This window comes from Yersinia aldovae ATCC 35236 (assembly GCF_000173735.1).
In the GTDB taxonomy this organism is placed as follows: Bacteria; Pseudomonadota; Gammaproteobacteria; order Enterobacterales; family Enterobacteriaceae; genus Yersinia; species Yersinia aldovae.
Genome location: NZ_ACCB01000042.1, coordinates 13,559 through 34,750, shown reverse-complemented (window position 1 = coordinate 34,750; position 21,192 = coordinate 13,559). Strand labels below are relative to the sequence as shown.

Sequence of the window (21,192 nt, the reverse complement as noted above, 5' to 3'; positions counted from 1 at the left end):
GGGGCAAAGAAAAGGCTCCCGTAGGAGCCTGAGGTTAATGACAAAGTGCCAGCAGTGGTGAAAACAGGCAGACCGTAAAGACGCCGTCAATACATCCTTGTAGGCTCAACCCCCGCCATCCCTGGCGCGGACGCTTTACTCCTCTGCCTGTCCTCACCTTTATATGACTAATGAAGCTGAACCAAGGGGAAACGTGCCGTTTGGGTCACTTTTCGTTTCAAATACAAGTAGGTAAGTCGCCAAAGTGCCCCTAGGTGCGGTTGCCCCTTGGCTCATAGATTGACTTGTGTACCATCAAAGTGATTCACCATTCTGCCGTAGTGTGAGCAATAACCCCTCACGGCGCGCCTGAGCCGCATCCTCAGGGCGATGCAGTTTATCGCAGGCATCAGCCAGCCATGCGTAATCATAACCGTCTGGGCGCTGTGCCAGTGCGGCTTTAAAGGCTTCGCTCGCCTTCTCCCACTCGCCATGTTTCAACATCAGTTGGCCCAAGGTGCTATTGAGTAGCGGGGTTGCTCCGTGCTGTTTGATATGTTGGCGTAATGATTTCTCCAACGGCTCTGGATTACCTGATTTCAGGCGCGGGATCAGCAGTATCAGACGCTCATCGTACTGGCGTTTCAGGCTGTCGAGAATGATTTGCTGGGCCACATCATGATCGTCACACTCAATCAGATGTTCTGCTAAAGCCACTTGCAATGGGATCTCATTACGCACTTTGCGACTTTGATCTTTCCACCAGCGCTTCAAGCCATCACTGCCTTCTTCTGCCATGCACTGATTCATCATGCCAATATAAGCTTGTTGCTCCAGTGCTGCGAGTTCCTCCGCGGTGTGGAGCTGTACCTTGCCCATTGCGGGTAATACTTCCAGCAGCGAGCTGTAAGCGCCGGAGCGAAGATAAGCAAGCTCAGCCAGCCGTAGCACTTCGGGGTGGCGCGGAGCTTGGTCCAACAGGCGATCAACTCCGTGACGTGCGGCATGGATATGCCCTTGCGCCAACTGAATGCGTACACGGGTGATATCGACGGGCAGTTGGTCGGTATCCGCCACTTCTGCGGCCCGTTCCAGATATTGGTTAGTGCGGAATTCATCACCACGTTGCTGCGCCGCTTCTGCCGCCAGCAGGTAGTTAACCATCGGTTGCTCGGCATGATCCGCGTTGCGGGTTAGCAGCTTTTCAACTTGCTTGAAGTCACCTTCAGCCAGTTTGATCAGCGCCGCTTTGGTCTGTTTACGCGCACGGCTACGTTTACGCCCCATAAACCAGCCACGAGTACGGGTTCCGGTGCGGAAAATACGGCGCAGTATCCATTCGATAATCAGGAATGTAACCAAAAATAGCACCAGCATAATGACCAGCCCGGTCACACTGGTCTCGACGTTATAGTTGTCAGTCTGGATAAGCATATAACCCTGATGCCCAGCCAGCATTGGGCCAAGTACGATCCCGGCGGTCAGAATGAGGAATAACAGTAAGACTCGTAGCATACTTATTCCCCTTGAGCGCTAACAGGCGCTTGTGCCAGTAAGTTGCGAACCCGCGTTTGCATCAATTTTTCCAGCATGGGCTGGCTTTTCAATTGATCAGGCATGTCCATCGATATTGACTGTTGGCTTAACTCTTCCAGCTCATCAAGGAAAGCTTTAGTGCTTGGGTCATCGATATCAAAATAGGCGCGAACCCAAGTGGAAACGATCTCAAGAGATTGTTTATAAACTTCATTCTGATGGCGAGGAACGGCTTGTGCGGCCACCAGCAGGCGGGAGCGGATATTCTCACGCAGATAAATATCCTGATTCGGTGCCAGCAGCGGTTCGGCAGTGCTATCACGGCGGCGAATAGTAATAAAGTCAGACATAAAGCTGTGCCAGCTCTTGCTCAGGTTTTGACGCCATTCAGAGAGGGAACTGGATAGCTCATCGCTGTCGGCGTCCATCGGTGAGTCATCGGTATTGTTATCCGCCAGACGCAGGTTATCTACTTGATTGGATAGCTGATTCAGCTTCAGGATGATCCCGTCAAAATCCACCTGACTGACGGCAGAAAGGGTACTGATATCTTCCGTCAATGCACGTCGCACATCAATAAGGCTCGGATCGTTCATATCCGCCAAACTGGCATCCGCACTTTTCAGTAATGTGGCGGCAGTGGTGACATCTTGATCGTTCCACAATTTGCGGCCAGCCATTTTTACCAGAAAATCAGCCTGTGCCAGCAGCCAGGTTTTGGCATCACTTCCTGAAATGGTGGCAACTTTTTCTTGCAACTCATTCAGTTGGCGCGCGAGTGATGTTTGCTGGCGGTCTGCCGCTTCCAGTGCTTTGCCTTGCTGTTGTAATAATGATTCAAGTTGCTGTTTTTCCTGCAACTGACTCTGTTTCAGCGCGGCTAATTGCTCTTGTAGTGCGATATTGGCTGCATTTTGTAACTGAGCCTGCTGGTGTCCGTGATAATAAAGCCCGGCACCCAGCGCGATGGCCAATGCAATAGCAATGGCTCCCAGAATAGGACCGGTGCGTTTCCCCGGTGGCCTTTAGGTTCTGGCTGTTGGTGCCTCTCAACCGCGGTGGTTGTCTCTTCCACTGGCGCGGATGGGGTATTTTGTTCCGTCATATTGGGCATCCCATAGTCAGGTTTCAGGTTTATTGAGAGTCTTGTAGCGCGCGGATCAGCGCGTCGTTATCGGCATTCTCTGCCACCCGGATATCACTCCAGCCCATTTGGGCTGCCAGAGTAGCAATACGATCACTGACAACTATCAGGCGGCAGCGCAGTAACCAAGAAGAACGATAGTAATCAGGAACTAAAGTATAGATCTGTTGTAACATTTCACCGCTGGTTATCACCAGCATATCGACGCCAGCACGTTGCCAGTGAGCACTTTGTTCGCTGCCATCATAATAGATGGGGCTGCGTTGGTAGCATTCACAGAAAGTTACTGACGCACCGCGCTCGGCAAGGCTTTCACCTAGCAACTCCCGCCCACCATTGCCGCGCAATAGCAGTGCCTTCTTACCTGTCAGTTGTTGCAGGTCGGGCAATGATAATAGCATCTCGCTGGTTTCTCCCGTTGGGGGGAAGGTGACATGCAAGCGGCTGGCAGTATGCAGCGTCAAGGCGGTGGTACGGCCAATAGCATAATAAGATAACTGTGCAGGCCATGACAGGTTATTTCTTTTTAACAGCGGGTTAGCGTAACGGATAGCATTTTGCGACAAGGCAAAAACCAGGTCACCCGCCTGCATATCGTGCAGTAAAGTTGGCAGTTTTGGCAGGTCATCGCCGGGAGAGAAATCGATCAACGGCGCATGATAGGCAACCCGCCCCAGCGCACGCAGGCGACTGACTAACTGTTCCCCAGCGGGGGACGGACGGGTGACCAGAATCGTCATAGCGGAGGGTTATCCTGATAAACGTCGGCTAATATTTCCCGAGCGCCCCGTGATAGCAGCTCATCGGCCAGTTCAATCCCCATTTGCTCGGCATTGGCCACCGGCCCTCGGCGTTCACCGCGAATAATTTCACTGCCATCCGGTGCGCCGACCAGCGCACGCAGCCATAAGGTATCGCCGTCTAATTCAGCATAACTGCCGATGGGTACCTGACAGCCGCCTTCAAGACGGGTGTTCATGGCGCGCTCGGCAAGCACCCGTAATTCTGTATCGCGATGATTGAGTGGGGCCAGCAGTTGGCGGGTAAAATCATCATCCAGACGGCATTCGATCCCGACCGCCCCTTGGCCGACCGCAGGCAAAGACTCCTCGGCTGGCATGGCATAACGGATACGTGTTTCCAGCCCGAGACGATTAAGCCCCGCGACGGCCAGAATAATGGCGTGATATTCGCCTTTATCCAATTTGGCAAGGCGGGTGCCCACGTTACCGCGCAAATCACGGATAACCAAGTCTGGGCGGCGTTCGCGCAACTGACACTGACGGCGCAGGCTGGAAGTGCCAACGATGCTGCCCGCCGGTAAGTCATCCAGATGGGCAAAGTGTGATGACACAAAAGCATCGCGCGGATCATCGCGTTCGCAAATGGTGACCAGCCCCAGCCCGTCAGGGAAAGCGATCGGCACATCTTTCATGGAGTGAACGGCGATATCCGCCCGCCCTTCCAGCAGTGCCAGTTCTAATTCTTTGACAAACAACCCCTTGCCACCGACTTTTGCCAGTGGCGTGTCCAAAATGATATCGCCACGAGTGACCATCGGGACCAACTCGACTTGCAGGCCAGGGTGATTGGCTTGCAGTAAATGTTGAACATAATGTGCTTGCCATAAGGCGAGCGGGCTTTGCCGTGTGGCAATTCGAATAATTTTGTCTAACATTGCTTGTTACCGTTTTTATGTTTTGCGAACCATCCTACCATCGACCGGTGAAGGCTGTCAGTGAGACAGCCACATGAACAGAACGGGCAACAGCATAATAAAGCCACTATTGTAACAAATGCACGCCAAGTAAGAAGGGTATACATAGACGTGACAATTGTAGGGATAGCTTTACGGTCAATCGGCAAGGTGTTAGATTGATCACGTTTCCAGCAATAATTCGTTAACTGTAATTCAAACAAAATGTCTTCAAACAAAATGTTTTTTGGTCAGTTCAACAAAAAGTACATTTTCGCTGAAAGTCAAAAAAAGCCATAAGCGAATCGGGAACACGGGTTTTTTTCTAAGCACCGGAACAATTCTAAGCACCGGAACAACCAGGCGAGACGTCTTGTACCTCTACATCGAGACACTAAAACAGCGACTGGATGCGATCAACCAATTACGAGTCGATCGCGCCTTGGCGGCCATGGGGCCAGCCTTCCAAAAGGTCTACAGTCTGCTGCCAACCCTATTACATTGTCATCATCCACTGATGCCGGGCTACCTTGATGGTAACGTTCCCCACGGTGTCTGCCTTTTCACGCCAAATGAAATCCAACAAGAGTATCTTGCCGAAGTCGAAGCCAAGTGGGGCGAGCCTTTGCAACCGAGTGTCGGTGGCGAACTGCCGATTACTGGCGTCTATTCGATGGGCAGTACCTCCTCTATTGGGCAGTGTCATACCTCGGATCTGGATATTTGGGTGTGCCATCAGGCGTGGTTGGACACTGAAGAGCGTAATCGCTTACAGCAGAAATGTAGCCTGTTAGAGAAATGGGGTGCATCAATGGGTGTTGAGGTCAGCTTCTTCCTGATTGATGAAAACCGCTTCCGCCATAATGCCAGCGGCAGTTTGGGCGGTGAAGATTGCGGTTCCACCCAACATATTTTGTTACTCGATGAGTTTTACCGTAGCGCGGTTCGTCTGGCTGGGAAGCGTATTCTGTGGAATATGGTGCCAGTTGACGAAGAAGCGAATTACGATGATTACGTGCTGTCGCTATATGCGCAGGGCGTATTGACGCCGAATGAATGGCTGGATCTGGGCGGCTTAAGTACTCTGTCAGCCGAAGAGTATTTTGGTGCCAGCTTGTGGCAGTTGTATAAAAGTATTGATTCGCCGTATAAAGCGGTGCTGAAAACCCTGCTGCTCGAAGCCTATTCCTGGGAATACCCGAATTCCCAACTATTGGCGATGGAAATCAAACAGCGCTTACATGTGGGTGAAATTGTGTCATTCGGCCTTGATGCTTACTGCATGATGCTCGATCGCGTTACCCGCTATCTGACTCAAATCAATGACACCACCCGTCTGAATCTGGTGCGCCGTTGTTTCTATCTAAAAGTGTGCGAAAAGCTGTCTCGCACGCCAGCAAGCCAAGGCTGGCGGCGTGAAATCCTCAGCCAACTGGTCAGTGAATGGGGTTGGAGCGATGAGAGTCTGGCGGTGCTGGATAATCGCGCCAACTGGAAGATTGAACGGGTGCGTGAGGCGCATAACGAGCTGTTGGATGCGATGATGCAAAGCTATCGTAACCTGATCCGCTTCGCTCGCCGTAACAACCTGAGTGTCAGTGCCAGCCCGCAGGATATCGGGGTGTTGACCCGCAAACTGTACGCCGCTTTTGAAGCGCTGCCGGGTAAAGTGACGCTGGTTAACCCGCAGATTTCACCAGATTTATCGGAAGAGCACCTGACCTTTATTCATGTTCCGGCAGGGCGTGCCAACCGCGCGGGCTGGTATTTGTATAATCAGGCACCGTCGATGGAGGCTATCGTCAGCCATCAGCCGCTGGAATATAACCGTTATCTCAATAAACTGGTGTCTTGGGCCTATTTCAATGGTTTATTGACCAGCAAGACGCGCTTGCATATCAAGAGCGCCAATCTGTGCGATACCACCAAACTGCAAGAGCTGGTGACCGACATTTCTCAGCATTTCCCACTGCGCCTGCCTGCTCCGACACCTAAAGCGCTGTACAGCCCGTGTGAGATTCGCCATTTGGCGATTATCGTCAATTTGGAAAACGACCCAACTGCGGCCTTCCGCAATCAGGTGGTGCACTTCGATTTCCGTAAGCTGGATGTGTTTAGTTTTGGCGAGCAGCAGCAATGTTTGGTGGGCAGTATCGATTTACTGTATCGCAACTCATGGAATGAAGTGCGCACGCTGCATTTCAGCGGTGAGCAGGCGGTGTTGGAGGCCCTGAAAACCATTTTAGGCAAAATGCATCAAGATGCGGCACCGCCAGAGTCTGTGGATGTGTTCTGCTATAGCCAGCATTTACGGGGTTTGATTCGTACCCGCATTCAGCAGTTGGTTTCTGAGTGTATTGAATTGCGTTTATCCAGCACCCGTCAGGAGCCGGGCCGCTTCAAAGCGGTACGTGTATCCGGACAGACGTGGGGCTTGTTCTTTGAACGCCTGAGTGTGTCGGTGCAGAAATTGGAAAATGCCGTCGAATTCTATGGCGCTATCTCGAATAACAAACTGCATGGGTTATCGATTCAAGTTGAAACTGATCAGATTCATCTGCCGCCGGTCGTGGATGGCTTTGCCAGCGAGGGGATTATTCAGTTCTTCTTCGAAGGCACCGCAGATGAAAAAGGCTTTAATATTTATATTCTGGATGAGTCAAACCGTGTTGAGGTTTATCACCATTGCGAGGGCAGTAAAGAGGAGTTGGTGCGCGATGTTAGCCGTTTCTACTCATCTTCCCATGACCGCTTTACTTACGGCTCCAGCTTTATCAACTTCAACTTGCCGCAGTTCTACCAAATTGTGCAGCTAGATGGCCGCACACAAGTCATTCCTTTTCGCAGCAATACGTTATCCCATCTATATATTGTCGACAAAGAGCCAAGCCAGCCTGTGCAGCAGTTGCAGTTACATTAATTTCCCCTGTGTCCTTGAAGCCGCAGGGGTGTTAGCTGCGCCCTCTTACCCGAATCACTGAACTTGAGTCAGCTCATCGGGATGCGTTTGCTGGCAGCCTACCTGTAACTCCAATGATTTTGGGGAATGACCTGTGTCCTTGAAGCCGCAGGGGTGTTAGCTGCGCCCTCTTACCCGAATCACTGACTTGAGTCAGCTCATCGGGATGCGTTTGCTGGCAGCCTACCTGCAACGCCAATGACTTTGGGGAATGACTTGTGTCCTTGAAGCCGCATGCGACTAGATAAAACTCACCTCTTCACCCGCCTGCGCGCTAGCCGCTTGCGATAATTTGGCGAAGAACTCTTCGCCGCTGCGTGAGCAATACCAGTGCCCTTCACGATAATTGAAATGGTAACCACCTGCTTTAGTCGCCAGCCATACCTGATGCAGTGGCTCTTGGCGGTTGATAACAATCTTACTGCCATTTTCGAATGTCAGGGTCATCACCCCGCCATTGGTTTCATAATCGATATCGCTATCGCCGCTAAAACCATCCAGTGTCTCTTCAATATAAAGCATCAATTGATCGGCTAACTGATGAAACTCGCTATCGTTCATATTCAATTCCTATTGCTTTTCATGATCCACCTGCGATTATAGAGACCTTGGGCGCATGAAACACAGGTATTAATAAATGAAAAAAGAATTATGTTGGCCGATGACTGCGATGATGGTACTTGCACTTACCGGTTGTGGCCTGAAAGGTCCATTATATTTCCCACCGGCGGACAAACCAAAAGTAGAAACCGCGCAACCGGATAGTGGTCAGGTAGAGAAAAACCAGCAGGATGTGTCAGGTAAGAACCAGACAAAATCTATCGCCGGGCCGCAGTAATTGCGCTTATCACAGCCAGATTAAATCAGTACCGACATTAGCCAACACCGAATTTGCCAGTACCGAATTTAGCCAGTAAATGAAAGTCAGCGGAGTTTGAAATGCAGTTCTCCAAAATGCACGGTCTTGGCAACGACTTTATGGTTGTCGATGCAGTTACCCAAAATGTTTACTTTTCGCCGGAGTTAATCCGTCGATTAGCAGACCGGCACACTGGCGTGGGCTTTGATCAGATGTTGGTGGTAGAACCGCCTTATGATCCTGAACTGGACTTTCACTACCGTATTTTTAATGCCGATGGCAGCGAAGTTTCCCAGTGTGGTAATGGCGCACGCTGCTTTGCCCGCTTCGTGCGGCTGAAAGGACTCACTAATAAACGTGAAATCAGTGTGAGCACCCAAACCGGTCGCATGATCTTGAGTGTCACAGAAGATGAACTGGTGTGCGTCAATATGGGTGAACCTAATTTTGATCCGCAAACAGTGCCTTTCAAAGCGATCAAAGCGGAGAGAACCTATATCTTTCGTGCGGCAGAACACACGGTATTGTGTGGTGTGGTTTCGATGGGCAATCCACATTGTGTCATGCAGGTTGATGATGTTTCGGTTGCCAACGTTGCATTGCTGGGGCCAGTATTGGAAAGCCATGAGCGTTTTCCTGAGCGCGCCAATATTGGCTTTATGCAGGTGGTTAGCCGCGAGCATATCCGTTTGCGGGTGTATGAACGCGGCGCGGGTGAAACTCAAGCCTGTGGCAGTGGTGCGTGCGCGGCAGTGGCGGTTGGGATTCAACAAGAGCTATTGAGCGAAGAGGTTCATGTTGAGTTGCCGGGCGGCAGTTTGCATATTAGTTGGAAAGGGCCGGGTCATCCGCTGTATATGACCGGGCCGGCAACCCATGTGTATGATGGCTTCATTCATCTATAGTATACCCGTCATACTTCAAGCTGCATGTGTGTTGGCCGCCTTCGTTCACCCCAGTCACTTACTTATGTAAGCTCCTGGGGACTCGCTCAGTTGCCGCCTTCATGCAACTCGAATTATTTAGGGTATAAATATTCATTATGACGGGTGTGACATGAAAAGTTCTGAGGAGCAGGCGCTAGCGGGTATCGAGTTAGACGACGATGCTGTGATGCAGTACTTATTGCAAAATCCCGACTTCTTTATCCGCAATGCTCGTTTGGTTGAACAGATGCATATTCCCCATCCGGTTAGAGGCACAGTCTCACTGGTGGAATGGCAACTGGGGCGTCAACGTAACCAGATAGGTCAGTTGGAAGAAGAGATAACCTTGCTGATGGAGCAGGCGGGCCTGAACGAAGTGCTGTTTAACCGTTTGTTGCAACTGCAAAACAATCTGGCGGCGGCCAGCAGTCTGCAAGACCTACTCAACCGTTTGCAGCGTTGGGCCAGAGATTTCGGTCTGTCTGGTGCTCATGTTCGCTTATTCAGCGACCGCTGGCATATCGGCGCGCCGTCTGATTTCACCCATCTGGCACTCTCCCGTCACGCTTTTGAACCGCTGCGCATTCAACGGTTGGGAAGTAACAACCACTATTTGGGGAGTTTGAACGGTTCGGAATTATTGCTGTTATTGCCTCAGGCGAAGCAGGTTGGCTCGGTAGCGCTGTCATTACTGGGCAACAATGGTGAACAGGGGGTTATTATCTTCAGTAGCCGCGATATGCAGCATTATCAGCAGGGCATGGGCACCGTGATGCTGGAGCAGTTATCGACGTTTTTGCCAAGCCTGCTGGAGCGTTGGGTTGAGCCGATATGACCGAATTTAGTGCCTCACTTGCCCCACAGGTTGAGGCTTTCCTGCGTTACCTCAAAGTTGAGCGCCAACTTAGCCCGCTGACTATCACCAGCTATCGGCGTCAGTTACAGGCGCTGATGGGGTTGGGTGAACAGATGGGGTTGGCGCACTGGCAAACACTAGACGCCGCTCAGGTGCGTTCGCTGGTTTCCCGCAGTAAACGCGCCGGTTTGCACGCCTCCAGCCTGGCTTTGCGGCTTTCGGCATTGCGCAGTTTTCTTGACTGGATGGTCAGCCAGGGCGTACTGCAAGCTAACCCTGCCAGGGGGGTCAGCACCCCACGTTCAGGCCGTCATTTACCAAAGAATATTGATGTTGATGAAGTCGATAAGCTGCTGGATATCGATTTGAACGACCCGCTGGCAGTGCGTGACCGTGCGATGCTGGAAGTGATGTACGGCGCGGGGTTGCGTTTATCTGAGTTGGTCGGTATGAACTGCAAACACGTAGATTTAGCCAGTGGTGAAGTTTGGGTTATGGGGAAGGGCAGTAAAGAGCGTAAACTGCCGATCGGCAGAACCGCAGTGAAGTGGTTAGCGCACTGGCTGGAGCTGCGTGAACTATTTGAGCCACAGGATGATGCCATCTTTTTAGCCAATACCGGCAAACGCATCTCGGCGCGAAATGTACAAAAACGTTTTGCCGAATGGGGCGTAAAGCAGGGTGTCAGCAGCCATATTCATCCGCATAAACTGCGCCACTCTTTTGCCACTCATATGTTGGAATCCAGCGGTGATTTGCGCGCGGTACAAGAACTATTAGGCCACGCTAATCTGACCACCACACAAATTTATACTCATCTCGATTTTCAACATCTGGCAACAGTGTATGATGCCGCTCATCCACGGGCCAAACGAGGCAAATCCTGATGCATTTTTATCGTCCACTTGAGCATATTTCCGCCATTAGCTTCGATTTGGATGACACCCTGTACGACAATCGCCCGGTGATCACCCGAACAGAGCAAGAGTCTGTGGCATTCTTGCAGCAATACCACCCTAATTTGGCGCAATTGCAGGCGGCAGATTTCCAGCATTTTCGCCGTGAATTACTGCAACAAGACCCGGATATTTACCACGATGTCACTCAGTGGCGTTGGTATGCCATCGAGCTAGGTTTGATTCGACATGGCTTGAGCAAGTCAGAAGCGCAATCTGGGGCCGATGCGGCAATGGAAAACTTTGCCCTATGGCGTAGCCGTATTTATGTGCCACCGGCGACACACGACACCTTGAGCGCACTGGCTGAGCACTATCCACTGGTGGCTATCACCAATGGCAATGCTGACCCTAAAGCCTGTGGCCTGGACCGCTATTTCCAGTTCGTGCTGCGTTCCGGCCCGCATGGTCGTGCCAAACCTTTCCGCGATATGTACCATAAAGCGGCGAATCATCTGGATATTCCGCTGAAAAATATCTTACATGTCGGTGATGACTTGACCACCGATGTGGCCGGCTCGCTACGTTGTGGGATGCAGGCCTGTTGGATTAACGATCGCCAACAAAGCCTGATGACCGCCAGTGACAGCCGTTTACTGCCACATATTGAGATTTCGCAGTTGGCTTCCCTGACAGCATTGCTATAATCCCCGTAATAAATCTGTATAAATTCACAGTGGAATGGTGGCAAAATACCCGGATAACCGGCTACTCGCCATTTTCCCTTACCCGATAAACGGTGCCTATGGACGTTTCTGATCTGCTCGACAGCCTGAATGAAAAACAACGCGAAGCCGTGGCCGCGCCACGCTGCAACCTGTTGGTACTGGCCGGTGCAGGCAGTGGCAAAACCCGCGTGCTGGTTCACCGTATTGCCTGGTTGTTGTCAGTAGAAAACGCCTCTCCTTACTCGATTATCGCGGTGACTTTTACCAATAAGGCGGCAGCAGAGATGCGCCACCGTATTGAACACCTGATTGGCACCAGTCAGGGCGGGATGTGGATTGGCACTTTCCACGGCCTGGCACACCGCTTGCTGCGCGCTCACCATATGGATGCCAATCTGCCGCAGGATTTCCAAATTCTGGACAGCGACGACCAACTGCGGCTATTAAAACGCTTGGTCAAGGCACTGAATCTGGATGAGAAGCAGTGGCCGCCGCGTCAGGCGATGTGGTACATCAACGGTAAGAAAGATGAAGGTTTGCGTCCTAAGCATATCGAGAGCTACGGTAACCCGATAGAAGCCACTTGGCTGCGTATCTATCAGGCTTATCAGGAAGCCTGTGACCGTGCCGGGTTGGTGGATTTCGCCGAGCTATTACTGCGCGCCCATGAGCTGTGGCTCAACAAACCGCACATTCTGAATCATTATCGCGAGCGCTTTACCAACATTCTGGTGGATGAGTTCCAGGATACCAATAACATCCAATATGCGTGGATTCGCCTGCTGGCAGGGGATCGCTCTAATGTGATGATCGTCGGCGACGATGACCAGTCAATTTATGGCTGGCGCGGGGCGCAGGTGGAGAATATCCAGCGCTTCCTGAAAGATTTTCCCGGCGCTGAAACCATCCGATTGGAACAAAATTATCGTTCGACCAGCAATATCCTGAAAGCCGCCAATACCTTGATTGCCAATAACGATGGGCGGATGGGTAAAAACCTGTGGACCGAGGGCGCTGAGGGCGAACCTATCTCACTCTATTGCGCATTTAACGAGTTAGATGAATCGCGTTTTGTGGTTAACCGCATCAAAGCCTGGCAGGACAACGGTGGCGCGCTAAATGATTGCGCCATTTTGTATCGCAGCAACGCCCAATCGCGGGTGTTGGAAGAGGCTCTGCTGCAAACCGCGATGCCGTATCGGATTTATGGCGGTCAGCGCTTCTTCGAACGGCAGGAAATCAAAGACTCACTGGCTTATCTACGACTGATTTCCAACCGCAATGATGATGCGGCTTTTGAGCGGGTGGTGAATACCCCAACCCGTGGTATCGGTGATCGCACGCTGGATGTGATTCGCCAAACCGCGCGTGATCGCCAATTAACCTTATGGCAGTCAACCCGCGCCATGTTGCAGGAAAAGGTGCTGGCAGGCCGTGCTGCCTCTGCGTTGCAACGTTTTGTCGAGCTGGTGGACTCCCTTGCCAATGAAACCGCCGATATGCCGCTGCACGTCCAAACTGACCGCGTGATTCGTGATTCGGGCTTATGGTCGATGTACGAACAGGAAAAAGGTGAGAAAGGTCAGGCGCGGGTCGAAAACCTTGAAGAGCTGGTTACGGCAACGCGCCAATACAGCTATCAGGATGAAGATCAGGATCTGATGCCGCTACAGGCGTTCCTCTCTCATGCCGCACTGGAGGCGGGTGAAGGGCAGGCTAATGCTTATCAGGATGCGGTGCAACTGATGACACTTCATTCTGCGAAAGGCTTGGAGTTCCCGCAGGTATTTATCGTGGGAATGGAAGAGGGCATGTTCCCAAGCCAGATGGCTCTGGATGAAAGCGGGCGTCTGGAAGAAGAACGGCGGCTGGCTTATGTCGGTGTCACCCGTGCGATGCAGAAACTGACACTCTGTTATGCCGAGAGTCGTCGTCTGTACGGTAAAGAAGTGAATCATCGGCCTTCGCGTTTTATTGGTGAGCTACCGCAGGAGTGTGTTGAAGAAGTGCGACTGCGTGCCACGGTTTCCCGGCCGGTGAATCATCGCAGAATGGGCACGCCGATGAACGAAAATGACAGCGGCTTTTCACTGGGGCAGCGGGTGCGCCATCCGAAATTTGGCGAAGGCACGGTAGTTAATCTCGAAGGCAGCGGCGAACATAGCCGATTGCAGATTGCTTTTCCCGGCGAGGGGATTAAGTGGTTAGTTGCGGCTTACGCACGGCTGGAGGCTGTCTAAATTTACCCTGCGGCCTTGACGCCGCAGCGGTGTTAGCGGCATTCACTTACCCGAATCACTGACTAATGTCAGCTCATCGGGATGTGTTCATTTGCTGCCTTGCTGCAACGCCAATGACTTTGGGTAAACCCCGTGGCTTGACGCCGCAGCGGTGTTAGCGGCATTCACTTACCCGAATTACTTACTTATGTAAGCTCATCGGGATGTGTTCATTTGCTGCCTTGCTGCAACGCCAATGACTTTGGGTAAACCCCGCGGCCTTGACGCCGCAGCGGTGTTGGCGGCATTCACTTACCCGAATTACTTACTTATGTAAGCTCATCGGGATGTGTTCATTTGCTGCCTTGCTGCAACGCCAATGACTTTGGGTAAACCCCGTGGCCTTGACGCCGCAGCGATGTTAGCGGCATTCACTTACCCGAATTACTGACTAATGCGGCTCTCATCTTGGGCCGCCTGTTTTGCATCGGTTTCAGCCTGCAACAGAATCGCTTTACCCATCCATTGCGTCACATCCTGAATACCGGCATCGTCCAAATGCCAGATATCTTTCAGTACCATAAACACTTCTGACCCATAAATTAACGAGAAAGCATGGATCACTCGTTGCAGCGCTTCTGGCGACAACTTTCCTTCCAGCGGTTCGACGGCCAGTTTCAACAACAGCTTACGATTGCCTCGCACCAACTTTTCTTCATTATTTGGATTACTACGGTTATCGGCCCATTGTTGTAACGATAAATGCAACGCGGCTCGCAGCACTCCTTCATGTTGCAACATCCGCGGATAAGCAAAAGACAATAATTCAGCAATCCGCTGACGGGCATCCGGCTGAGTGGGTTTCCACGCCAATATCGGGCCAAGGCTTTCATCGACCATCGCGGAAACCAACGCGCTTTGTGTTGCGAAATAGCGATAAGCCGTTGCACGGGAAAGCTGGGCCGCATTTGCCACTTCAGTTATTGATGGAAATGCGCCCTGTTCATACATCGACATGGCCGTGTCAATCAGTAACCGCCGGGTTCTGGCCCTGATAGTGGTTAATGATGGGGAGGCGCGTTCCTTTTTATCTGGATTATTCACAGTCATGGTTTATGAGTCATGTCGTATGTTGATTATATCTATTCTTACTATAACAAACCGTTTGCACAAATCGCCATGAATGCGTGTTATAGCAATATAAGTTATGAGACGGCAGTCTCATTTATAGCTAATACCCTTTGCAGAGATGATACTCTAGTCTCATTATGACTCTATCTTAACCCGTTCGCTTCATCGTCAAAGGGTAATGAACACAAGATAACCCATTAAAACAAACAATTGTTTTAATGGTTGATTAGAAATAAACGGTGAGCTGTTTAAATTTTTGGTGACATTCCGCATTCATAGAAGGATGTTCAGATGCCTCGTCATATTTTTATCGCGACTACCACAGATACCAAAGGTGAAGAGCTGGCTTATGTCAGTAAATTAATTAAAGCCACTGGCCTGACGACGGTCACGGTTGATTTATCAACCAAAGAAGGCAAGCGAGCCAGTCAGTCAGATATCAGCGCTGAAACCGTGGCAGGGCATCACCCTGACGGGCGTCAGGCGGTCTTCTGTGGTGATAGAGGGCGAGCGATAAATGCGATGGCGGTGGCTTTTGAGCATTTTCTTGCCAGCCGTGACGATGTAGCGGCCCTGCTAGGCTTGGGCGGCTCCGGTGGTACGGCGTTAATAACCCCCGCGATGCAAAACTTACCTATCGGTATTCCTAAGCTGATGGTTTCAACGATGGCTTCGGGTGATGTTTCCGGGTACATCGGTGCCAGTGATATCGCCATGATGTATTCGGTCACGGATATTGCCGGACTTAACCGTATTTCTCGCCGTGTACTCAGCAATGCCGCTTATCAGATCGCCGGTGCGGTTTATTTTACTCAAGAAGAATTTGTCAAAGAAGAGTGTGCCACGGATGACAAACCCGCGCTCGGTTTGACCATGTTTGGTGTTACCACGCCTTGCATCCAGGCGGTCAGTGAACAGCTTTCAAGTGAGTATGACTGCCTGGTGTTTCACGCGACGGGCAGCGGCGGTAAAGCAATGGAAAAGCTGGCTGAAAGCGGGTTATTGGCCGGAGCCATTGACCTGACCACCACTGAAGTCTGCGACCTGCTGTTTGACGGTGTATTAGCCTGCGGGCCAGAGCGGTTCGATGCCATCGCACATACCAACATTCCTTATGTTGGCTCCTGTGGTGCGCTGGATATGGTCAATTTCGGCAGTCCGGCAACCATTCCGGCTAAATATGCCGACCGCTTGTTCTATAAACATAACGCGCAGGTCACGCTGATGCGCACCACCGAGCAAGAGAATATTGAAATGGCGCGCTGGATTGGTGAAAAGCTCAATCGCTGCGAAGGTGAAGTGCGTTTCTTAATTCCAGAGGGCGGATTTTCAGCGCTGGATGCGCCGGGCCAACCCTTCTGGGATGAAAAAGCACTAAAAGCCTTTATCCATACACTGCAAGAAACTGTGATCCAAACCGAAAAACGCCGCCTGGTGCATTATCCGTTCAATATTAATGACCCACAGTTTGCTCAGGTCGCGGTCGAAAACTTTAAAGAAATAGCAAAAAGCCCATCAAATTACACCCTAAATAATTCAAGTTGCAGGAAGGCGGCAACTGAGTAAATCCCCAGGAGCTTACACGAGTAAGTGACTGGGGTGAGTGAAGGCAGCCAACGCACATGCAGTTTGAAGTATGACGGGTTTAGGGCCATAAACTATCTGGAGAAGTGACATGCCAAAATTTCAACGCCAGGCCATTTTGGCCAAATTTCGGGAAATGATTGCCCGCCGTGAGCCGATTATCGGTGGCGGTGCGGGTACAGGGCTGTCTGCTAAATGTGAAGAAGCAGGCGGTATTGATTTAATCGTTATCTACAACTCTGGCCGCTATCGTATGGCGGGCCGTGGTTCGCTGGCAGGCTTGCTGGCCTACGGCAACGCTAATGAGATTGTGGTTGATATGGCTAAAGAAGTGCTGCCAGTGGTCAAACACACGCCGGTACTGGCTGGGGTTAACGGCACCGATCCGTTTTGCCAGTTTGATCACTTCTTGGATCAACTGAAATCACTAGGCTTTTCTGGCGTGCAAAATTTCCCAACGGTTGGTTTAATCGACGGGAACTTCCGCGCCAACCTGGAAGAAACCGGCATGGGCTATGGTTTGGAAGTGGATATGATCCGCCTGGCTCACGAGAAGGACTTACTTACCACACCTTATGTTTTCAGCGCCGCTGATGCTGTCGCTATGACTCAAGCGGGTGCCGACATCATTGTGCCGCATATGGGGCTGACCACTGGCGGCAATATCGGTGCAGATACCGCGCTGAAGTTGACGGACTGCGTACCGCTGATTAACGAATGGGCTGCTGCTGCAAAAGCAGTGCGCGAAGATGTCATTGTGCTGTGTCACGGCGGGCCAATCTCCTCTCCAGAAGATGCTCAATACATCATGGATAATTGCCCGCAATGTGACGGTTTCTATGGCGCAAGTTCTATGGAACGATTGCCGACTGAAATTGCACTAACGGACACCACCAAACAGTTTAAAAATATAAAGCGTTGATATTTTGCCAATACTAAAGGGAAAGCCTGCTGTGTGAGTTTGGCCGATTTTTGGCTAAATGAAGATGCAGGATGAGCAAAACCGAAGTCGAAACTGGCTTTCGGTTTTTTTTTGTTTTTTACTGGCACATTAGCCTGAATAGTTCTCACCCATACTTGCAACGCCGTACCACGCCAGAATATTACTGACCTCCGCCTCACCTTCTGCGGGCGACCAACTCGCAAAATCTTCAGTGGCAACAGGCTGGTATGGGCCGTGTTTTACCTCAAAGATGACCGCACCGGCTTCCAGTGATAACACCCCATGCCAGACATTGGCGGGGATCTCTAAAATAGCGGTTTCCTGACCCAATATCGCACGGTGTATCACCTTTCCTGCCTCATCAAACAGCAGCACAATAAAGCTGCCATGCAGGGCGGTGAGCAGTTCCCAAGTGTGGGGGTGGCGGTGAGGGCGAACATAGGTCTGCGGTTCCATTGCAATCGCCAGGCGCTGTATTGTGTCGCCGAGCTGCGGATGAAAATTGAGATTGGCCCGCAGACGAGGTGATTGCTGGGCTTGCTGGCTCAGTTGAACAAGAGATTTTACGGTAATTTGCTTCATTCTGGCTGAATATCCTTAAGAGTGGCTAGCGTTAATTTAGCGTAAATAACACCAGGTTATAAGGGGAGCGGCGGTGGATTCTGCCCACTTTATGACAGCGCCTGACCTGAGAAAAAATCCAACACACCAGAATAGAGAATCGCGCTCACGAATTAACCCCTTTTAACCGGTTGACAGACTTTTTCTTCTCGGCGTAACATGCGCGCACTATTCTTAATGAGGACATTCGCCTTGGACACACCCAGTAGATACTGGCTCAATAACCTGTTAATAGGGTGCAACCACGAAGGCTATCCTCATATTTGCTGATAGCCTTCGTGGTTGTCAGCAGCCCCGCTAAACTGCTGCTGTGAGTCAGATCTCCTTATGGTCTGAAACATTCGGTATTTATCAATACTCACCTGTTTCTGTGCTTCAATGCGTATCCCCTATCCATCACCGCAAGGGAGTTTTGGCACATGCTGAGCGCATTTAAATTAAGCAACAATCGCTTATCCCGTTTGGAGCTGGATGAATCAGACGACCTGACCTCCTCACTTTGGGTCGATTTAGTCGAGCCAGAAGAAGGGGAGCGAGAACGCGTCCAGAATGAATTAGGGCAAAGTCTGGCAACACGGCCAGAGCTGGACGACATCGAGGCTTCCGCACGGTTCTTTGAAGATGAAGACGGCCTGCATATCCACTCCTTCTTCTATTACGAAGATGCAGATGATCACGCCGGCAACTCGACCGTGGCATTTACCATTCGCGATGGCCGCCTTTATACGCTGCGTGAGCGTGAGCTACCGGCATTTCGTTTATACCGTATGCGCGCCCGTAACCAGACGCTGGTTGATGGTAACGCCTATGAGCTGTTGTTGGACTTGTTCGAAACCAAAATTGAACAGTTGGCAGATGAAATAGAGAATATTTACAGTGATTTAGAAGCGCTGAGTCGTGTCATTATGGAAGGTCAGCAGGGCGATGAATACGATGCTGCGCTGTCCACGTTGGCGGAGCAGGAAGATATCGGCTGGAAAGTCCGGCTGTGTCTGATGGATACCCAGCGAGCGCTGAACTTCCTGGTGCGCAAAGCCCGCTTGCCGAGTGGTCAGTTGGAACAGGCTCGCGAAGTGTTGCGCGATATCGAATCTTTGCTACCGCACAATGAATCCCTGTTCCAGAAAGTTAACTTCCTGATGCAAGCGGCGATGGGCTTTATCAATATCGAGCAGAACCGGATCATCAAGATCTTCTCGGTGGTTTCGGTGGTGTTCCTGCCGCCGACGTTGGTGGCTTCAAGTTATGGGATGAACTTTGAGTTTATGCCGGAATTGCGCTGGTCATTTGGCTATCCGGGCGCGATCAGTTTGATGATTATTGCGGGTTTGGCACCGTATCTCTATTTCAAACGCAAGAATTGGCTCTAACCTTTATACCCGTCATACTTCAAGCTGCATGTGCGTTGGCTGCTTTCGTGCACCCCAGTCACTTACTTGAGTAAGCTCCTGGGGATTAATGAGCCTCATCCTTGAGGCTCACCCTGCGGGCTAGCATAAATGCTGTTCAAATCGGTTCCCGACCGATTTGTTACTCAATGGCCGCCTTCCTGCAACTCGAATTATTTAGGGTATGGATGAATAAAAAAGCCCGGTAACTCAATGTTATCGGGTTTTTTTAAGCATTTTAACTGTTAAGCGCGTAACTTGCGTTGGGTATAGAGCGCATCCAGTGTGAACAACAATAATGCCGCCCAAATAAAGGCGAAAGTCACCATTTTATCGTTGCCGATAGTCTCGCCGTAGAAGGTTACCGCCAAAATAAACATCAATGTTGGGCCAAGATATTGGAAGAAGCCCAGAGTCGACAGTTTTAAGCGTGTGGCGGCGGCAGTGAAGAACAACAACGGAATCGTGGTAATCACCCCTGCGGCTGCCAGCAGCACGTTTAGCGACCAGGCATTGGCACTCATGTGGCTGGTTGGGCTATCAGCAATAAAGAACAGATAGACCGCAGCAATGGGTAATAGCCACAGGGTTTCGACCAACATACCGGTTTGCGCATCAATCCCCAGTTTTTTGCGAATCAAGCCATATAACGCGAAGGTAATCGCCAGACCTAAACCAATCACCGGCAGCGAACCAAACTGCCACAGTTGGATCAACACCCCACCAAAGGCCAACGAGACTGCCACCCACTGCATACGACGAAAACGTTCTCCGAGAAACAGCATACCGAATAACACATTCACCAGCGGATTAATAAAATAGCCCAGACTGGCTTCGAGCATATGATTGTGGTTGACCGCCCAAATGAACAGCAGCCAGTTGCTGGCAATCAATACGGCGGTTACCGCCAGCAATAGCAGGCGCTTACGATTTTGAATGGCACTGCGCACCTGCGGCCAATTGCGGCTGACGGTGAGTAAAATCAGCATAAAGAAAAATGACCAGATAATGCGATGCGTCAGAATTTCATCCGCTGGCACCTGTTGGATGAGTTTGAAATAAGCAGGTGCAATGCCCCATATAAAATAGGCAGCCAGAGCAAAGAAAATGCCCTGACGGGTTCGTTGTTTATCCATAAGATGGTGTTGCTCGAAACCAGAAAGGTGATGCGGTGAGTGTACTTAAGTTTGCGCTATGAATCATCACCGCTGTTGGTCATATCAGCCAACCAAATAGGTCGCCGTCGCGCTGGCAATGTGCATTTGGCTTTCATTATGCAGCTCAACTCGGGCTACCGACACCTTGTTACCGCTGCGTAAGATACTGCTGCTGGCGATAAAATGCTCGCCACGGCCAGGGCGCAGGTAATCGACACGCAGGTCGATAGTGCCCATTTTAGCCAGCTTCATTTGCAGTTGCTCTTGGATCAGGGGTTCATGACGCACCAGGCTATTCCCTACGCACACCAGCCCGGCAGCCACATCCAGTACTGCGGCAATCACACCGCCATGCAGAATGCGCTGTGCAATATTGCCGACCAGTTTGTCATTATTATCGAAGGTTATTTCAGCGTAATCTTGCTCAAAACGGGTTAATCTCAGCCCTAACTCGCGATTAAACGGCATGTGATACACAAACACGTCGCCGATCATGCGGCGGGCATCCTCCAACGTTAACGTTGTCACTGACATTTTCCCTATTCTCTTTGCCGTTGCATGTATAGCCCG

The 21,192-nt window shown here is 51.0% G+C and carries 18 protein-coding genes and 1 pseudogene; 10 read left to right on the top strand and 9 right to left on the bottom strand.

Going from position 1 to position 21,192, the window contains the following annotated elements:
* Positions 1 to 294: 294 nt before the first annotated feature.
* The 4 genes and pseudogenes from hemY to hemC form a co-directional block, all read right to left on the bottom strand.
* Positions 295 to 1,494, bottom strand: coding sequence for a protoheme IX biogenesis protein HemY (gene hemY / locus YALDO0001_RS16180; protein ID WP_004704611.1), 1,200 nt, complete (start codon positions 1,492 to 1,494; stop codon positions 295 to 297).
* A gap of 2 nt (positions 1,495 to 1,496) precedes the next feature.
* Positions 1,497 to 2,620: pseudogene (gene hemX / locus YALDO0001_RS16175) on the bottom strand (uroporphyrinogen-III C-methyltransferase).
* Positions 2,621 to 2,649: 29 nt separating this feature from the next.
* Positions 2,650 to 3,399 carry a uroporphyrinogen-III synthase gene (gene hemD, locus YALDO0001_RS16170; RefSeq protein ID WP_042840300.1) on the bottom strand — a complete coding sequence of 250 codons (750 nt, stop codon included), beginning with the start codon at positions 3,397 to 3,399 and terminating at the stop codon, positions 2,650 to 2,652.
* Entirely contained in the window at positions 3,396 to 4,337 is a 942-nt protein-coding gene (hemC, locus tag YALDO0001_RS16165; protein ID WP_004704608.1) for a hydroxymethylbilane synthase, read from the bottom strand. Before hemC ends, hemD begins: the two co-directional genes overlap by 4 nt.
* Positions 4,338 to 4,728: 391 nt before the next feature.
* Here hemC and YALDO0001_RS16160 point away from each other — a divergent pair, with 391 nt between their 5' ends.
* On the top strand, positions 4,729 to 7,275 hold the full coding sequence (locus YALDO0001_RS16160; protein ID WP_004704606.1) for a class I adenylate cyclase: 2,547 nt from the start codon (positions 4,729 to 4,731) through the stop codon (positions 7,273 to 7,275).
* A gap of 279 nt (positions 7,276 to 7,554) precedes the next feature.
* Here the strand turns inward: YALDO0001_RS16160 and cyaY are convergent, their stop codons facing one another.
* On the bottom strand, positions 7,555 to 7,875 hold the full coding sequence (gene cyaY / locus YALDO0001_RS16155) for an iron donor protein CyaY (protein WP_004704605.1): 321 nt from the start codon (positions 7,873 to 7,875) through the stop codon (positions 7,555 to 7,557).
* A gap of 76 nt (positions 7,876 to 7,951) precedes the next feature.
* On the opposite strand from cyaY, the gene lptM reads away from it, so the two are divergent.
* The 6 genes from lptM (at position 7,952) to uvrD (ending at position 13,819) form a co-directional block, all read left to right on the top strand.
* Positions 7,952 to 8,152, top strand: a complete 201-nt coding sequence (gene lptM, locus YALDO0001_RS16150; RefSeq protein ID WP_004704604.1) for an LPS translocon maturation chaperone LptM — start codon at positions 7,952 to 7,954, stop codon at positions 8,150 to 8,152.
* Between the two features lie 101 nt (positions 8,153 to 8,253).
* On the top strand, positions 8,254 to 9,078 hold the full coding sequence (gene dapF, locus YALDO0001_RS16145; protein ID WP_004704603.1) for a diaminopimelate epimerase: 825 nt from the start codon (positions 8,254 to 8,256) through the stop codon (positions 9,076 to 9,078).
* 151 nt (positions 9,079 to 9,229) lie between these two features.
* Positions 9,230 to 9,934, top strand: coding sequence for a DUF484 domain-containing protein (locus tag YALDO0001_RS16140; RefSeq protein ID WP_004704602.1), 705 nt, complete (start codon positions 9,230 to 9,232; stop codon positions 9,932 to 9,934).
* Positions 9,931 to 10,842: a tyrosine recombinase XerC gene (gene xerC, locus YALDO0001_RS16135; RefSeq protein WP_071986420.1), complete on the top strand. Its 912-nt coding sequence runs from the start codon at positions 9,931 to 9,933 to the stop codon at positions 10,840 to 10,842. Before YALDO0001_RS16140 ends, xerC begins: the two co-directional genes overlap by 4 nt.
* Complete coding sequence (yigB, locus tag YALDO0001_RS16130) at positions 10,842 to 11,558, top strand: 5-amino-6-(5-phospho-D-ribitylamino)uracil phosphatase YigB (RefSeq protein ID WP_042547209.1); 717 nt, start codon at positions 10,842 to 10,844, stop codon at positions 11,556 to 11,558. Before xerC ends, yigB begins: the two co-directional genes overlap by 1 nt.
* Positions 11,559 to 11,656: 98 nt before the next feature.
* Complete coding sequence (gene uvrD / locus YALDO0001_RS16125; protein WP_004704600.1) at positions 11,657 to 13,819, top strand: DNA helicase II; 2,163 nt, start codon at positions 11,657 to 11,659, stop codon at positions 13,817 to 13,819.
* A 423-nt stretch (positions 13,820 to 14,242) separates the two neighbouring features.
* Here uvrD and YALDO0001_RS16120 read toward each other — a convergent pair whose 3' ends face one another.
* Positions 14,243 to 14,908, bottom strand: a complete 666-nt coding sequence (locus YALDO0001_RS16120) for a TetR/AcrR family transcriptional regulator (RefSeq protein ID WP_004704599.1) — start codon at positions 14,906 to 14,908, stop codon at positions 14,243 to 14,245.
* A gap of 312 nt (positions 14,909 to 15,220) precedes the next feature.
* Between YALDO0001_RS16120 and YALDO0001_RS16115 the strand changes: the two genes are divergently transcribed.
* On the top strand, positions 15,221 to 16,495 hold the full coding sequence (locus YALDO0001_RS16115; RefSeq protein WP_004704598.1) for a Tm-1-like ATP-binding domain-containing protein: 1,275 nt from the start codon (positions 15,221 to 15,223) through the stop codon (positions 16,493 to 16,495).
* Between the two features lie 109 nt (positions 16,496 to 16,604).
* Positions 16,605 to 17,435: a phosphoenolpyruvate hydrolase family protein gene (locus tag YALDO0001_RS16110; protein ID WP_004704597.1), complete on the top strand. Its 831-nt coding sequence runs from the start codon at positions 16,605 to 16,607 to the stop codon at positions 17,433 to 17,435.
* Between the two features lie 129 nt (positions 17,436 to 17,564).
* Here YALDO0001_RS16110 and YALDO0001_RS16105 read toward each other — a convergent pair whose 3' ends face one another.
* Positions 17,565 to 18,038 (bottom strand): WbuC family cupin fold metalloprotein, encoded by a 474-nt coding sequence (locus YALDO0001_RS16105; protein WP_004704596.1) that lies wholly within the window; start codon positions 18,036 to 18,038, stop codon positions 17,565 to 17,567.
* Between the two features lie 458 nt (positions 18,039 to 18,496).
* On the opposite strand from YALDO0001_RS16105, the gene corA reads away from it, so the two are divergent.
* Positions 18,497 to 19,447, top strand: coding sequence for a magnesium/cobalt transporter CorA (gene corA, locus YALDO0001_RS16100; protein WP_004704595.1), 951 nt, complete (start codon positions 18,497 to 18,499; stop codon positions 19,445 to 19,447).
* A gap of 263 nt (positions 19,448 to 19,710) precedes the next feature.
* On the opposite strand, the gene rarD is transcribed toward corA, so the two are convergent.
* Both rarD and YALDO0001_RS16090 read right to left on the bottom strand, forming a co-directional pair.
* A complete protein-coding gene (rarD, locus tag YALDO0001_RS16095) occupies positions 19,711 to 20,601 on the bottom strand; it encodes an EamA family transporter RarD (RefSeq protein ID WP_004704594.1) in 891 nt (296 codons plus the stop codon).
* Positions 20,602 to 20,685: 84 nt separating this feature from the next.
* Positions 20,686 to 21,156, bottom strand: coding sequence for a thioesterase family protein (locus YALDO0001_RS16090; RefSeq protein WP_004704593.1), 471 nt, complete (start codon positions 21,154 to 21,156; stop codon positions 20,686 to 20,688).
* Positions 21,157 to 21,192 lie beyond the last annotated feature (36 nt).